This window comes from Streptomyces sp. NPDC020917 (assembly GCF_044333795.1).
In the GTDB taxonomy this organism is placed as follows: Bacteria; Actinomycetota; Actinomycetes; order Streptomycetales; family Streptomycetaceae; genus Actinacidiphila.
On sequence record NZ_JBIRRR010000002.1, the window covers coordinates 114979 to 128297 of the forward strand.

Below are 13319 nucleotides of genomic sequence, written 5' to 3' on the forward strand. Positions count from 1 at the left end.
GTGGGGCGGGAGGGGGAGGGGGGAGCCCCCAGCACGGGACCCGGCCCCGGCGGCCGCCCCGCGGGTAGCGACGGACGGCCGGCGTTCGGCGGGGGCGACGGCGTCGGCACGTGCAGTGGCGGTCCCCCGTCGAGGCCGGGCGGGAGTTGGAGAGGCCCACCGGGGTGCGGGAGTTGGGCCGCGCCGGAGGGAGAGGGCGGGCGCTGCGCCGCACCGGCGGGAACACCGCCCAGCAGCAGAAAGGCCCCGGCCACCAGCGAGAGCGCGGAGGCGCGGACCCCCGCGCGCAGTGTCGTCCCGGCGGCGCCGCGTTCCGCGGGCCGTACGGCGGACCGCTTCGCGCCCCGACCGCCGCCCGCTGCCCGTCGCACGCCTCCGCCTTCCGCCGGAACCCGGTGTCGATTCAGCCTCACACGCGGGGGCAATTCCGGCATCCCGGGCGCCAGATGGCCCAAGGGGCGCGCGGATCGGAGTGGAGCGCGGCGGCGGCGCCGGCCGCAGGGCCGGGCCGCCGGGAGGGCTTGCGGGGCCGGGCGGGCTTGTGGGGGTCAGGTGCGCGTGCGGTCGTGGTGATCGGCGGTTCGGCGGTCCGGCGGTCCGGCAGCCCGGCGGTGGCTGGACACTTCAACCCGTGCCGCGGTCCGGCCCAGCGCATTCGTACGGTGCACACTCAGCCCGTGCCGCGGTTCGGCCCGAGCCCGTTCGTACGGTCCACGCTCAGCCCGTGCCGCGGTCCGGCCTCACCGCGTTCACACGATGCATGTTCAGCCACTGCCGCGGTTCGACCGGTGCGGTTCAGACCGTGAGCAGCACCTTGCCCACATGCGTGCTCGCCTCGATGACGCGGTGCGCCTCGCCGGCCTCGGCGATCGGCATGACGCGGTCGACGACCGGCCGCACCACACCGGCCTCGATCAGCGGCCAGACGTGTTCGCGGACGGCCGCGACGATCGCGGCCTTCTCCTCCAGCGGGCGCGGGCGCAGCGAGGTGGCGGCGACGGCGGCCCGCTTGGACAGCAGCGTGCCCAGGTTGAGTTCGCCGGTGAGGCCGCCCTGGAGGCCGATGATGACCAGGCGGCCGTTGACCGCGAGGGCGTCGACGTTCCGCTGCAGGTACTTGGCGCCGATGATGTCGAGGATGACGTCGGGGGTGACGGCGGCGACGAAGTCCTCGTCGTGGTAGTTGACCAGGATGTCCGCGCCGAGTTCGCGGCACGCCTCCAGCTTGGCGGCGGTGCCCGCGGTGACCGCGACCTTCGCGCCGACCGCCTTGCCGAGCTGCACGGCCATCGTGCCGATGCCGCTGGATCCGCCGTGCACCAGCAGCGTCTCGCCGGGCAGCAGGTGGGCGACCATGAAGACGTTCGACCAGACGGTGCAGGCCACCTCCGGCAGCGCCGCGGCGGCGACCAGGTCGACTCCCTTGGGCACGGGGAGGAGTTGGCCGGCGGGGACGGCCACCTTCTGCGCGTAGCCGCCGCCGGCCAGCAGGGCGCAGACCTCGTCGCCGACGTTCCAGCCGGAGACGCCGGTCCCGATCTCGACGATCCGGCCCGAGCATTCGAGTCCGGGGTACGGGGAGGCGCCGGGCGGCGGGTCGTAGAAGCCCTGGCGCTGGAGCAGGTCGGCCCGGTTGACGGCGGTGGCCGCCACCTCGACGACCACCTCGCCCTCGCCGGCGACGGGATCGGGCACCTCGGTCCAGATGAGCGCTTCCGGCCCGCCGGGCTGCGGAATCGTGATGGCGTACATGCCGGCGAGGCTACTCCGGCGCGGTTGCGCGCCCGGGGGACGGCACCGGTGGGACGTGAGGCGGTGCCGGTCGGCGCGGGTCCGTGCCGGTCCGTGCCGGTCGGTGCGGGTCGGGGCCGGGGCGGCGTCCTCGGGCCGGTGGGTAGGGCGGTGAGGCCCGGGGTCAGCCCTCCGGCGGCTGGTACGGCTGGAGGTCGCCGGTACGCCTGCCATCGTCGGGGTCGCCGGTGCGCGACTCGGTGCGCTGGGCGCGCTCCAGGTAGTCGCGGACGATCAGCTCGACCGCGTCCTGCGGGTTCCTGGTGCCGGTCAGGAGCATGACCTCGATGGCGAGGTGCGCGTCGATGCTGACGTTGACCCGGGCGGCCATGGCGTCTCCTCTGCGGCGGTGCGGGCTCGTTGTCGGGCGGGCGGTGCCGACTCAAGGTCAAGGCTAGGCAATACGGGCGGGGCGCGGGGCCGGGAGGCCGAACCGTCTTCGCAGGCGGCAACGAGCACTGTGCGCCGGCCGGCTCGCGGGCGGGTGTCCAGGCCGGTTCGCAGGCCGGCCCGTGGCACGTTCGCGGCCGGCCCGTGGCATGTTCGCGGGCCTGCTCACGGCCCGGCTCGCGCGCCGATCCGCAGGCCGGCCCGCGCCCCGGACAGGCCCGTGTCTCCCACCGGCAACCGGCCCCCGATGCACGGCGACGGCCGGTCGGCGTTCAGGCGCCGCTCCCCCAGGCCGGGCCGAGCGCCCCGGTGTCCAGCACGGCCGTCTCGTCACCGGCGCGCGCACCGCCGGGCGGGATGACGGCCATGCCGTCGGCGGCGGCCAGCCCCCGCAGCATCGCCGGGCCGGCGAAGTGCAGCGGCCGGGCCGCGGACTCGTCGTCGAAGACCACGGGCACGAGCCGGGTGTCGCTCGGATGCCCCTGCACGTCCTCGGTGAGCGGAGCGGCGTACGGCGCGGGGACGGGACGGCCGCCGAGCGTGCGCAGTAGGGGGGCGACGAGGGTGAGCATCCCCGAGGCGGCGGCGAGCGGGTTGCCGGGCAGTCCGACGAGGTGCCCGCCGCCTGCGGGGATGCCGGGCGGCAGCGCGGCCAGCAGCATCGGGTGCCCGGGGCGTACGGCGACGCCGTCGACCAGCAGCCGCGCGCCGATCGCGGCCAGGACGGGGTGGACGTGGTCGACGGGGCCGCCCGCGGTGCCGCCGGTGGTGACGATGACGTCGGCGCGGCTTGAGGTGACCGCGTCGTGCAGCGCGTTCGCGTCGTCCACCAGGCGCCGGACGGCGCTCACCTCGGCGCCGAGAGCGCGCAGCCACGACGGCAGCATGGGGCCGAGCGCGTCGCGTACCTGCCCGGAGCGCGGCAGGCCCTGGTCGAGCAGTTCGTCGCCGAGTACCAGGACCTCGACGCGGGGGCGGGCGGTGACGGTGAGTTCGTCGTATCCCGCGGCGGCGGCGAGGCCGAGCACCGTGGGGGTCACCAGGGTTCCGGCGCGCAGGAGTTCGTCGCCGCTGCGGCATTCCTGACCGCGGCGCCGGATCTCCTGGCCGGGGACGGGGGCGAGGTGCGGGGCCCGCACCACGAGCCAGGCCCCGTCGGTGCGCTCCTCGGTGCGGCCGTGCTCGCTGCGCAGGACGGCGGTGGTGCCGGCCGGCAGCGCGGAGCCGGTGGCGACCCGGACGGCGTGCCCGCCGTGGAGGGCGCCGGGGGGCCGCTGGCCGGCGAGCAACTGGCCCTTGACGAGCCAGGGGCCTTCCCCGGCCACCGCCCAGCCGTCCATGGCGGAGGAGTCGAAGGAGGGCAGGTCGGTGAGCGCGACCAGGCTCCGGGCGAGGGCCGTGCCCAGCGCCTGGTCCCCCAGCGGCGTCGCCCGGGCGGCCAGCCGCCGTCCGGACTGGCGGGCGATACGCCGGGCCTTGGGCCACGGGATCGCGGGGTGGGCCTGCCCTTCCCGCGTCCCGCGTCCGTCCCGCCCGTCGTCCGGCCGGGCCACTCCGGTGCCGGGCGGTGTCGAGGGCGTACCGGCGCGCGAGCCGTGCGACGGGTCGGGCGCCGAACCCGGCGGGGGAGTGGCGTGCGACGCGCGGGAGGCCCGCCGGGCGCCGTGCTCTTCGTCGCCGAGGGACAGGGCCACGTCGACGGGGTCGGCCGGCGCCCACGGGCCGGACGTCCGTCCGCGGCCGGACGGGGAGGGCCGGAAGGCATCGAGGGGCGCGGACGGCTCGGCGGGTGGGGGCGGTTGAGCAGGTGAAGCGGGCAAGGGCACCGCACCGCCGCGCTCCTCCTGCCGCGGGGTAGCCGGCGCCTGGTCGCGCTCGGCGACCGGCCTCGCCTGGCGGACGCCCGGATCGTCGTCCGCGCCGTTCCCGAACAGTACGGCCAGCGGATCCCCGCCCGGGCGCCTGCTGCCGGACCCGCGCGATGCGTCGCCCGCGGCGGGCCTTGCGGGGAGGGAGGCGTTCCGGGCGGCGGCGCTCTGGGGCTCGGACTGGTCGTCGCCGAAGGCCACGGTGAGGGGATCGGTGGCGGGGCGGCCGGTCCCGGGCCGGGGCATGGGCGCGGGCCTGGTGGCCGGGGGGTGTGCGGCCGGGCGGCGGGCGCCGTCCTGCGGAGTCCGGGCGCCGGGCTGCGGAGTGCGGGCGCCGGGCTGCGGGGTGCGGGTGCCGGGCTCGTGGCCGAGGGCGACGGCCAGCGGGTCGTTCGCCGGTGGCCCGGCGGGTCCGGCGCCTGCGCGCGGTTCGTTGGCCAGCGCGAGGGCGTCGTCGAGTGCGCGGTCGGCCGCGTCGCCGCCGGGCGGGGTCATCCGGCGCTGTCCGCTGTGCCGGATGACGGTGCGTCGGCCTGCTCGTCGGCCCAGCGCTGCGCGAGGGCGGCGGCCTTGGCGGCCGCTTCCCTCACGGCGTCCGGGCCGCCGCCCGCGTGCGCGGCCGCGTACCCGACGAGGAACGTGGTCAGCGGCGCCGCCGGGCGGGCGACGCCGTGCGCGGCGTCACGGGCCAGGTCGAGCAGGACGCGGGTGTCCACATCGAGGTCGATGCCCAGTTCGGTCTTGGCTGCTGCGATCCATTCGTCCAACACATGCCTATGGTCGCCGATCGGTGCCCTTGAGGTGGAGAGGCTCACTCCGGGGTTCCACCGTCCAGCCGGGCGCGGGCGACGGCCACGTCCTCCCAGGTGTCGCAGTCGAACGACGCGTCCCCGGTCGGATCGGCGATGCGGTGGAGGGCGAGTTCGCCGGTCAGCAGGCGCAGCGGCAGACCGGTCAGGTGGCCGTGTTCGGCTCTGAGCAGGGCGAGTTCGCGGCGCAGCGGCTCGCTGCGGTAGGCGGCAGCCAGCGGCTGGTCGCGCCCGCCGGCGTCGGTGAGGAGCACGCCTTCCCGGTCGCCGGTGAGGGCGTCGGCCAGGGCGCCGGTGGTCGCGGCGGTGAGGAAGGGCAGGTCGGCGGCGAGGACGAGGACGATGCCGCCGTCGTGGACTGTGCCGTCGAGGACTGGGCTGTCGAGGCCGGTGCCGCCATCGAGGCCGGTGTTGTCGAGGCCGGGCGCGGCGTGCGGGACGAGGGTGCCGTGCTGCCCTTGTGTGCCGGGCCGGCCCGGGGCTGCGTGCGCCGCGTCGAGTGCGGCCAGCCCGGCGGCGAGTGCGGGCAGCGGGCCGCCGCCCGCCGGCTCCTCGCGGGTCCATCGCACCGGCCGGGCGGTGGGCCGGCGCGGGCCGACGACGACGGTGGTGCGGGCGTCGGCGCAGGCGGCCAGTACACGGTCGAGCAGCATGAGACCGCCGACGGCCAGGGCGGGCTTGTCGGTTCCGCCGAGCCGCCGGGCGGCGCCGCCTGCCAGCACCAGCGCGTCGTAGCTCCTCGTCATGCCCGCGAGTATGCCTCCGCCGCGTTGCCGTGCGGTCCCCTGCCGCTCACCGTCGGCCGCTCGCCGCGGTGAGGTGCCGCGGACGACCCGCACCGCGGTGGCCGGGAACGATGCACCGAGGGGCGTCACCAGCCGGTCGGTTCCCGCCGGCACCGCCGGGGACCGGTGGCCCGCGCCTCCGGTGTCCGCACCTTCCGGCAGCACGCGGGAGCAGGAGGTCCGGCACCGCACCCGGCGCGGAACGCCCTCCGCGCCCTTTGCCGGTGGAAAGGCGGCGCCTCACGCAAGACGCCGCCGTGATGTCACACCGTGGCGAGGAGCACCGCCGGGTTCTCCACGCAGTCGGCGACGAACCGCAGGAAGCCGCCCGCCGTACCGCCGTCGCACACCCGGTGGTCGAAGGTGAACGACAGCTGGACGACCTGCCGGACCGCCAGCTCCCCTTGGTGCACCCAGGGTTTGGGGGTGATCCTGCCGACGCCGAGCATCGCCGCCTCGGGGTGGTTGATGATCGGCGTCGAGCCGTCGACCCCGAACACCCCGTAGTTGTTGAGGGTGAACGTGCCGCCCGTCAGGTCGGCGGGGGTCAGTGTGCCGCCGCGGGCCGCGTCCGTGAGGCGGCGGATCTCCGCCGCCAGCCCTGCCGTGGTCCTGGCGTGCGCGTCGCGGACGACGGGCACGACCAGGCCGCGGTCGGTCTGCGCGGCGAAGCCGAGGTGCACGGCGGGCAGCCGCACGATCTCGCTGCGGGCGGTGTCCACCGTGGCGTTCAGCTCGGGGTGGCGGGCCAGGGCCGCCGTCACGATGCGGGCGAACAGCGCGAGGACGGGGATCGTGGCGCCGCCGGCCGCCGAGAGGGCGGTGTTCATCGCGGCCCGGGTGGCGAGCAGTTCGGTGGCGTCCGCGTCGACCCAGCAGGTGGCGTCCGGGATCTCCCGGCGGCTGCGCGTCAGCTTCTCGGCGACGGCGCCGCGTATGCCGCGCAGGGCGATGCGCTCGACGCCACGGTCGGCGCCCGCGCCCGCCACCTGAGGCGCCGCGGTGCCCGGGGCCGTCGCCGCGGGAGCCGCGGCCGGTGCGAGGGTGGTGTCGCCGGCCAGCGCGCGCTCGACGTCGGCGCGCAGGATCAGCCCCTCGGGGCCGGATCCGGCCAGTGCCCGCAGGTCCAGGCCGTTCTCGCGGGCCAGGCGCCGGACCAGGGGCGAGATCACCGCCACGGGGCCGGCATCGGACGCCTGCGGGGCGGCCGGTACGGGCGCCGGGGCGGCCGCGGGCTCCGGCGCGGCCGGTGCGGGTGCGAGGGCGGTGGCGCCCGGGGCGGGGGCAGCAGGTGCCGCCACGGCGTGGCCGGCCGCCGCGCTGACCGCGCGGACCCGGTTGCGCCGCCGGGCGGTCGCCGCGGCGGTGCCGTAGCCGACCAGGACGTTCCCCGAGCCCTCGCCGGCTCCCGGCTCCCCGCCGGGTGCGGACCCGTCGGCCGGGCCCAGGTCCGGGCCTGCGCCGACGCCCGAGCCGACGGCCACCGTCACCAGGGGCCGTCCGACCGCCAGGCTGTCGCCCTCCTCGCCGAAGCGGGCGGTGACCACGCCGCCGTAGGGGCAGGGGACCTCCACCACGGCCTTCGCGGTCTCCACCTCGACGACCGGCTGGTCGATGGCGACGACCTCGCCGACCTCGACGAGCCAGCGGACGATCTCGGCCTCGGTCAGGCCCTCGCCCAGGTCGGGCAGGGTGAACTCCTTGACGACCGCCATCACCCTTCCTCCCACTGCAGGCGGCCGACCGCGTCGAGGATCCGGTCGACTCCGGGCAGGTGGTGCCGTTCCAGCATCGGCGGCGGGTAGGGGATGTCGAACCCGGCGACCCGCAGGACCGGGGCCTCCAGGTGGTGGAAGCACCGCTCGGTGATCCGGGCGGCTATCTCGGCGCCGGCGCCGCCGAACCCGGAGGACTCGTGGACGACGACCGCGCGTCCGGTGCCGCGCACCGCCGCCGCGACGGTCTCCTCGTCGAACGGCACGAGGCTGCGCAGGTCCACGACGCCCAGGTCCCAGCCTTCCTCCTTGGCGGCCTCGGCCGCCTCCAGGCACACGGGCAGCGAGGGTCCGTAGGTGATGAGCGTGGCGGTGCGGCCGGGGCGCCGCACCACGGCCCGGCCGATCGGCGCGACCTCGCTGGGCGCCTGCGGCGACCACTGCGCCTTGGACCAGTACAGGCGCTTGGGTTCCAGGAACACCACCGGGTCGTTGGAGGCGATGGCGGCCCGCAGCAGCCCGTAGGCGTCCTCGACGGTCGCGGGGGTGACCACGTGGAGGCCGGGGGTGTGCAGGTAGTACGCCTCGGAGGAGTCGCTGTGGTGCTCGACGCCGCCGATGCCGCCGCCGTAGGGGATGCGGATGGTCAGCGGCAGCGGCATGGTGCCGCGGGTGCGGTTGCGCATCCGGGCCACGTGGCTGACGAGCTGCTCGAACGCCGGGTAGGCGAAGGCGTCGAACTGCATCTCCACCACGGGCCGCAGCCCGTACATCGCCATGCCGACCGCCGTGCCGAGGATGCCGGCCTCGGCGAGGGGGGTGTCGGTGCAGCGGTCCTCGCCGAACTCCTTGGTGAGCCCGTCGGTGATCCGGAAGACGCCGCCGAGGGTGCCGACGTCCTCGCCAAGGACGTGCACGGCCGGGTCGCTTGCCAACGCGTCGCGCAGCGCCTGGTTGAGCGCCTGCGCCATGGTGGCGGGCTTGCGGGCGGCCGTGCCGGTGCGCCCGGCCTCGTGGGTGGCGGTGGTCATGACTGCCGCTCCGCTTCGAGTTCGGCCTGCAGCTGGGCCTGCTGCTCGCGCAGTTGCTGGGTCGGCTCGGCGTAGACGTGGGCGAACAGGTCCATGGGGTCCAGCTGCGGTTCGCTGTGCATGCGTTCACGCAGGGACGCGGCCATCTCCTCGGCGTCGGCGGCCGTGCCGGTCCGCAGGGCGTCGTCGAGCAGGCCGCGGGAGGTCAGTTCGCGTTCGAGCAGGGCGATGGGGTCGTGTTCGCGCCATGCGGCGACCTCGGTGTCGTCGCGGTAGCGGGTGGCGTCGTCGGCGTTGGTGTGGGCCTCGATGCGGTAGGTGACGGCCTCGACGAGGGTGGGGCCGCCGCCGGCGCGGGCGCGCTCGACGGCCTCGGTCAGGACCTGGTGCATGGCGGCGGCGTCGTTGCCGTCGACCAGCCGGCCGGGCATGCCGTATCCGACGGCCTTGTGGGCGATCGTGGGGGCGGCGGTCTGCTTGGCGAGGGGCACGGAGATGGCGAAGCCGTTGTTCTGGACCAGGAAGACCACCGGGGCCTGCCAGACCGCCGCGAAGTTCATGGCCTCGTGGAAGTCGCCCTCGCTGGTGCCGCCGTCGCCGACCATGGCCAGGGCCACCACGTCGTCGCCGCTGAGCCGCGCGGCGTGCGCGAGGCCGACGGCGTGCGGCAGCTGGGTGGCCAGCGGGGTGCTCAGCGGCGCCACGCGGTGGGTGTGCGGGTCGTATCCGGTGTGCCAGTCGCCTCGCAGCAGCGTCAGCGCCTCGACCGGGTCGACGCCGCGGGCGACGACGGCGAGGGTGTCGCGGTAGCTGGGGAACAGCCAGTCCTGCGGCTGCAGCGCCAGGGCGGCGGCGACCTCGCACGCCTCCTGGCCGGTGCTCGACGGGTAGACGGCCAGGCGGCCCTGCTTGGTGAGCGCGGTGGCCTGCGCGTTGTAGCGGCGTCCGCGGACGAGCTGCCCGTACAGCGCCCTGAGCAGGGCGGGGTCGAGCTCGCCGGCCTCGGGGGTGCCCAGCAGCCGGTGCGGCTCGGGGTCGGGCAGCAGCGGCGCGGCGTCGGTGCGGGGGCGCCAGGCAGGGGTGTCCAGCACGGTCATCGCGAGCACCTCCTTGTGATCGGTGACCGAAACAGGTCGGGCGGGAGCGGGTCTCGCTCTCCCAACCGATTGTTCGGTCGCCGGAGGCATTTTGGCTACGGGGTCGTTCTGCCTGTGGACAAACGGTTCTGCACAGCCTGAGATGGAGCCAGTACGTCCATGGTAGGGAGCCCCGGGGGGATGGCGAGAGAACAGATGGCCGAAGAGGAACCGACGGTCCGACCTCTGGACCCGATCGATCGCACGATCCTGCGCCTGCTCCAGGAGGACGGACGGGCGTCGATACGCTCGGTCGCGGAGCGCGTGCACGTGTCGCGGGCCAACGCGTACGCCCGCATCAACCGGCTCATCGAGGACGGGGTGATCCGAGGCTTCACGGCTCGAGTGGACCACGAGCGGGCGGGTCACGGCGCGTCGGCGTACATCACGCTCAAGATCGTCCAGAACTCCTGGCGGACCGTCCGCGAGAAGCTGGTCACCCTCCCGGGCGTCGTGCACATCGCGCTGGTCAGCGGTGACTTCGACGTACTGCTGCTGGTGCACACCGTCGACAACCGCAGCCTGCGCGAACTGGTCCTGACCCGGCTCCAGGCCATCGAGGAGGTGCTGAGCAGCCGCACGCTCCTGGTCTTCGAGGAGACGGACCTGGTGGTGGGCGACTGACCCGCCGTTCGGGGCACGCCGCGCCGGCCCGCGCGGGTCAGCTGCCGTACTTCTTCAGGAAGTCCTTGACCTTGGTGTAGTTGGTCCCGTCGTTCAGCATGCTCACGCCGTGGTTGGTGCCGTCGACGATGGTCAGGTCGTTCTCCTTGGCCTTCTTGGTGGTCCTGTGCAGTTCCTTCGCGGCGTCGGCGAACTGGGAGTCGAGGTCGGAGGCCATGTAGAAGACGGGCATGGTCAGTTTCGGCACGGCCGAGGCGGCGTCCATGGTGCCGTAGGAGGTGGGCGCGGACAGCGAGACGACCCCGTCCACCGGCGGGGTGATCGAACCGGCGGCCTCCAGTACCGCGGTGCCGCCCTTGGAGGCGCCGACCAGCAGCACCTTCGTCGCGCCCTTGGCGCGGGCCCAGGTCACCGCCGCGGTCACCTCGGCGACATCGTCGCCGACGGAGTCGACCGCGACCACCTTGTAGCCGTCCTTCGCCAGTTCCATCGCGTGCGGCACCCACTGGCAGACGTCGCCGTCGGCCTGGTGGGTGAGGATCAGCGCGGTGTGGCCGGTCCCGTCGGCGAACGCCTCGACGTCCTGGCCGCTGGAGCTGGGGAAGGTCACCGAGTGCGCCTTGGCCTGTTCGGGTGACAGGCAGCCGAAGTCGTCTGCGGTGGCGGTGGGACTGGACGCCGGCGCGGCGGTGGCCTTGCCGCCCCCGCCTCCTCCGCCGCAGCCGGCGAGCAGCAGGAACGACACGGCCACCCCGGCGGCGGCCACGGCGCGGACCGGGGCGCCGGCCGGCGGGCGGAGGCGTGCGAGGAAGCGATCAGCCGTCAGCATGGCCGGATCCTGGCGGTCTTGACCACTGGGGGTCAATGGTCTGGACCGCAGCCTCGACGGATCGCCAGGTCAGCGGGGCGCGCGTCTACGCACGCAGCCCGTCGAAGGCCAGCCGCACGACGGCGTCGACGACCTGCTGCGCGTCGGCCGAGGCCCGGCCGTCGGGTCGGTACCACTCCACCAGCGAGTTGATCATTCCGAACAGCAGGCGGGTGGCCAGCCTGGCTTCGACGTCCGCCCGCAGATCGCCTTCCGCTACGGCGTCCTTGAGCAGCGCCGCGACCCGCTGGTCGAACTCCCTGCGGCGCTCCATCGCCCACCGCTCGGTCGAGGTGTTGCCGCGCACCCGCAGCAGCAGGGTGACGTAGGGAAGTTCGTCCATGAGCACTTCGGTGGTACGCCGGGTGACGTACTCCAGTCGCCGCACCGCGCGGCCCTCACGCGCCCCCCGCTCGTCGAGGATCCCGAACAGCCCCTCCAGGGCGCGGCCCACGGCGCGGTGCAGGAGCTCCTCCTTGCCGCGCACATGGTGGTAGATCGACGACTTGGAGATGCCGGCCGCGCGGGAGAGGTGCTCCATGGACGTGCCGTCGTAGCCGCGCTCGTTGAAGACCTCGACGGCCACGGCGAGGAGCGATTCCGGCGTATAGGTGTCGCGCTTGGGCATGGTCATGAGGAGATCACACCTTCGGCCGCCGCTGCACGCCGCCTCAGCTCCGTGCAGGGTGCGTAGCGTCCGGTGGGGTACCACGCGTGCAGGCCGTCGAGCAGATCCTGCACATAGGCGGCGGACAGCAGCTCGCCCCACTCCAGCGGGCCCAGGGGGTAGTTCACGCCGAGCCGCATCGCGGTGTCGACGTCGTGCGCGGAGGCCACCTCCTTCGCGACGGCGTCCAGCGCCAGGTCGACGAGCAGCGCGACGGTGCGGGCGACCACCATGCCGGGCACGTCCCTGATGACGCTGACCTTCTTGCCCATGGCCTGGAACAGGCCCGTCGCCTCGGCCACGGCGCCCGCGTGCACGCCCGCGGACGGGGCGATGCCGACACGCGCGGCGGTGCGGTAGTCCAGCGCCAGGTCGAACTGGATCGCCTGGCCCCCGGGCAGCCGGCCGTCCGCCAGGTGCAGTGACGTTCCGCCGGGCAGCACCAGCGCGCCCGGCCCGGCTGCCGCCTCCCGGCGCACCTCGACCCCGGCGGCCCCGGCCAGCTCGGCGAGGACCCGGGCCGGCCCCAGATCGCCGCGCACGGTCACGTACGCGGGGGCGGCGGCGGGTTCGGCGGTGTGCGGTTCCGGCGCCGGCTCGCCGGCCGCGGCCCCGTGCTCGTAGGGGAACCAGCCGCGGCCGCTCTTGCGGCCCAGCCGGCCCGACTCCACCAGGCGGCGCTGGGCGAGCGACGGGGTGAACTTCGGGTCCCGGAAGAACGCCTCCCACACCGAGCGGGTGACGGCCTCGTTGACGTCCTGCCCGATCAGGTCCATCAGGGCGAACGGGCCCATCGCGAAGCCGCCGCACTCGCTCAGCAGGGCATCGATGGTGGCGGGATCGGCCGCGCGCTCCTCGTAGACGCGCAGGGCCTCGGCGTAGAAGGGGCGGGCGATGCGGTTGACCAGGAAGCCGGGGGTGTCGGTGCAGCGCACCGGCGTCTTGCCCCAGGCCGCGGCGGTGTCGAAGGCCGCGGTCACGGCGGCCGGGTCGCTGGCCGCGCCCGCGACGACCTCGACCAGCGGCAGCAGCGGGGCCGGGTTGAAGAAGTGCAGGCCCACGAGCCGGCCGGGCACCCGCAGGCCGCCGGCGACCGCGGTGACCGACAGCGAGGAGGTGTTCGTGGCGAGCAGGCAGCCGTCGCCGACGACGGCCTCCAGTTCCGCGAGCAGCTGCTGCTTGACCGCGAGGTCCTCGACCACGGCCTCCACCACCAGGGCGGACTCGGCCAGGTCCGCGGCGCTCTCGACGGGCAGCAGCCGGGCGAGCGCCGCCTTGTGGTCGGCGGCGCCGAGCCGCCCCTTGGCGACCAGCCCGTCCAGCCGTCCGGCGACGCCGTCCGCGGCTGCCCGGGCGCGCCCGGGCAGCGCGTCGTGGAGCAGTACGCGGTGGCCGGCGAGCAATGCGACCTGCGCGATCCCCTGGCCCATCGTCCCGGCGCCGACGACGGCCACGGTGCTGTTGCTGTCAAGTGCGGTCACGGTTGATCGACTCCCTGGCGAATCAGGTCCCGGTGTCCAGGCTGGACTCAGGAGTGTCCCGAAGTTGTCCACAGGCCGGGAAGGTCCCCCTTGTCCCGACCGAACATTCGGTTAATCTATCGGTGTCTCAGCCACTCAGCCCAGCTCGACGAGG

12 protein-coding genes are annotated in these 13319 nt (G+C 75.2%); 1 reads left to right on the plus strand and 11 read right to left on the minus strand.

From position 1 onward, the window contains the following. Positions 1-795: 795 nt before the first annotated feature. From ACH4TG_RS04440 to pdhA, 8 genes are all read right to left on the minus strand, one after another. On the minus strand, positions 796-1752 hold the full coding sequence (locus ACH4TG_RS04440) for an NAD(P)H-quinone oxidoreductase (RefSeq protein ID WP_398240649.1): 957 nt from the start codon (positions 1750-1752) through the stop codon (positions 796-798). A 163-nt stretch (positions 1753-1915) separates the two neighbouring features. Next, on the minus strand, positions 1916-2122 hold the full coding sequence (locus tag ACH4TG_RS04445; protein WP_398240650.1) for a DUF2191 domain-containing protein: 207 nt from the start codon (positions 2120-2122) through the stop codon (positions 1916-1918). A 331-nt stretch (positions 2123-2453) separates the two neighbouring features. Then, positions 2454-4544, minus strand: a complete 2091-nt coding sequence (locus ACH4TG_RS04450) for a molybdopterin-binding protein (RefSeq protein WP_398240651.1) — start codon at positions 4542-4544, stop codon at positions 2454-2456. Then, complete coding sequence (locus ACH4TG_RS04455) at positions 4541-4819, minus strand: DUF6457 domain-containing protein (RefSeq protein ID WP_398240652.1); 279 nt, start codon at positions 4817-4819, stop codon at positions 4541-4543. The genes ACH4TG_RS04450 and ACH4TG_RS04455 overlap by 4 nt, the downstream gene beginning before the upstream one ends. Positions 4820-4860: 41 nt before the next feature. Further along, positions 4861-5604 (minus strand): molybdenum cofactor guanylyltransferase, encoded by a 744-nt coding sequence (locus ACH4TG_RS04460; protein ID WP_398240653.1) that lies wholly within the window; start codon positions 5602-5604, stop codon positions 4861-4863. A 302-nt stretch (positions 5605-5906) separates the two neighbouring features. Then, positions 5907-7358, minus strand: coding sequence for a dihydrolipoamide acetyltransferase family protein (locus ACH4TG_RS04465; RefSeq protein WP_398240654.1), 1452 nt, complete (start codon positions 7356-7358; stop codon positions 5907-5909). After that, positions 7358-8389 carry an alpha-ketoacid dehydrogenase subunit beta gene (locus ACH4TG_RS04470; protein WP_398240655.1) on the minus strand — a complete coding sequence of 344 codons (1032 nt, stop codon included), beginning with the start codon at positions 8387-8389 and terminating at the stop codon, positions 7358-7360. Before ACH4TG_RS04470 ends, ACH4TG_RS04465 begins: the two co-directional genes overlap by 1 nt. Next, complete coding sequence (pdhA, locus tag ACH4TG_RS04475; RefSeq protein ID WP_398240656.1) at positions 8386-9486, minus strand: pyruvate dehydrogenase (acetyl-transferring) E1 component subunit alpha; 1101 nt, start codon at positions 9484-9486, stop codon at positions 8386-8388. Before pdhA ends, ACH4TG_RS04470 begins: the two co-directional genes overlap by 4 nt. 180 nt (positions 9487-9666) lie before the next feature. Between pdhA and ACH4TG_RS04480 the strand changes: the two genes are divergently transcribed. Next, positions 9667-10149, plus strand: a complete 483-nt coding sequence (locus tag ACH4TG_RS04480) for an Lrp/AsnC family transcriptional regulator (protein ID WP_398240657.1) — start codon at positions 9667-9669, stop codon at positions 10147-10149. A 37-nt stretch (positions 10150-10186) separates the two neighbouring features. On the opposite strand, the gene ACH4TG_RS04485 is transcribed toward ACH4TG_RS04480, so the two are convergent. The 3 genes from ACH4TG_RS04485 to ACH4TG_RS04495 all read right to left on the minus strand — a co-directional run bounded on the left by ACH4TG_RS04485 (position 10187) and on the right by ACH4TG_RS04495 (position 13165). After that, positions 10187-10978, minus strand: a complete 792-nt coding sequence (locus ACH4TG_RS04485) for an alpha/beta hydrolase family protein (RefSeq protein WP_398240658.1) — start codon at positions 10976-10978, stop codon at positions 10187-10189. A gap of 85 nt (positions 10979-11063) precedes the next feature. Continuing rightward, positions 11064-11651: a TetR/AcrR family transcriptional regulator gene (locus ACH4TG_RS04490; protein ID WP_398240659.1), complete on the minus strand. Its 588-nt coding sequence runs from the start codon at positions 11649-11651 to the stop codon at positions 11064-11066. Continuing rightward, entirely contained in the window at positions 11648-13165 is a 1518-nt protein-coding gene (locus tag ACH4TG_RS04495; protein ID WP_398240660.1) for a 3-hydroxyacyl-CoA dehydrogenase, read from the minus strand. Before ACH4TG_RS04495 ends, ACH4TG_RS04490 begins: the two co-directional genes overlap by 4 nt. Positions 13166-13319: the final 154 nt, after the last annotated feature.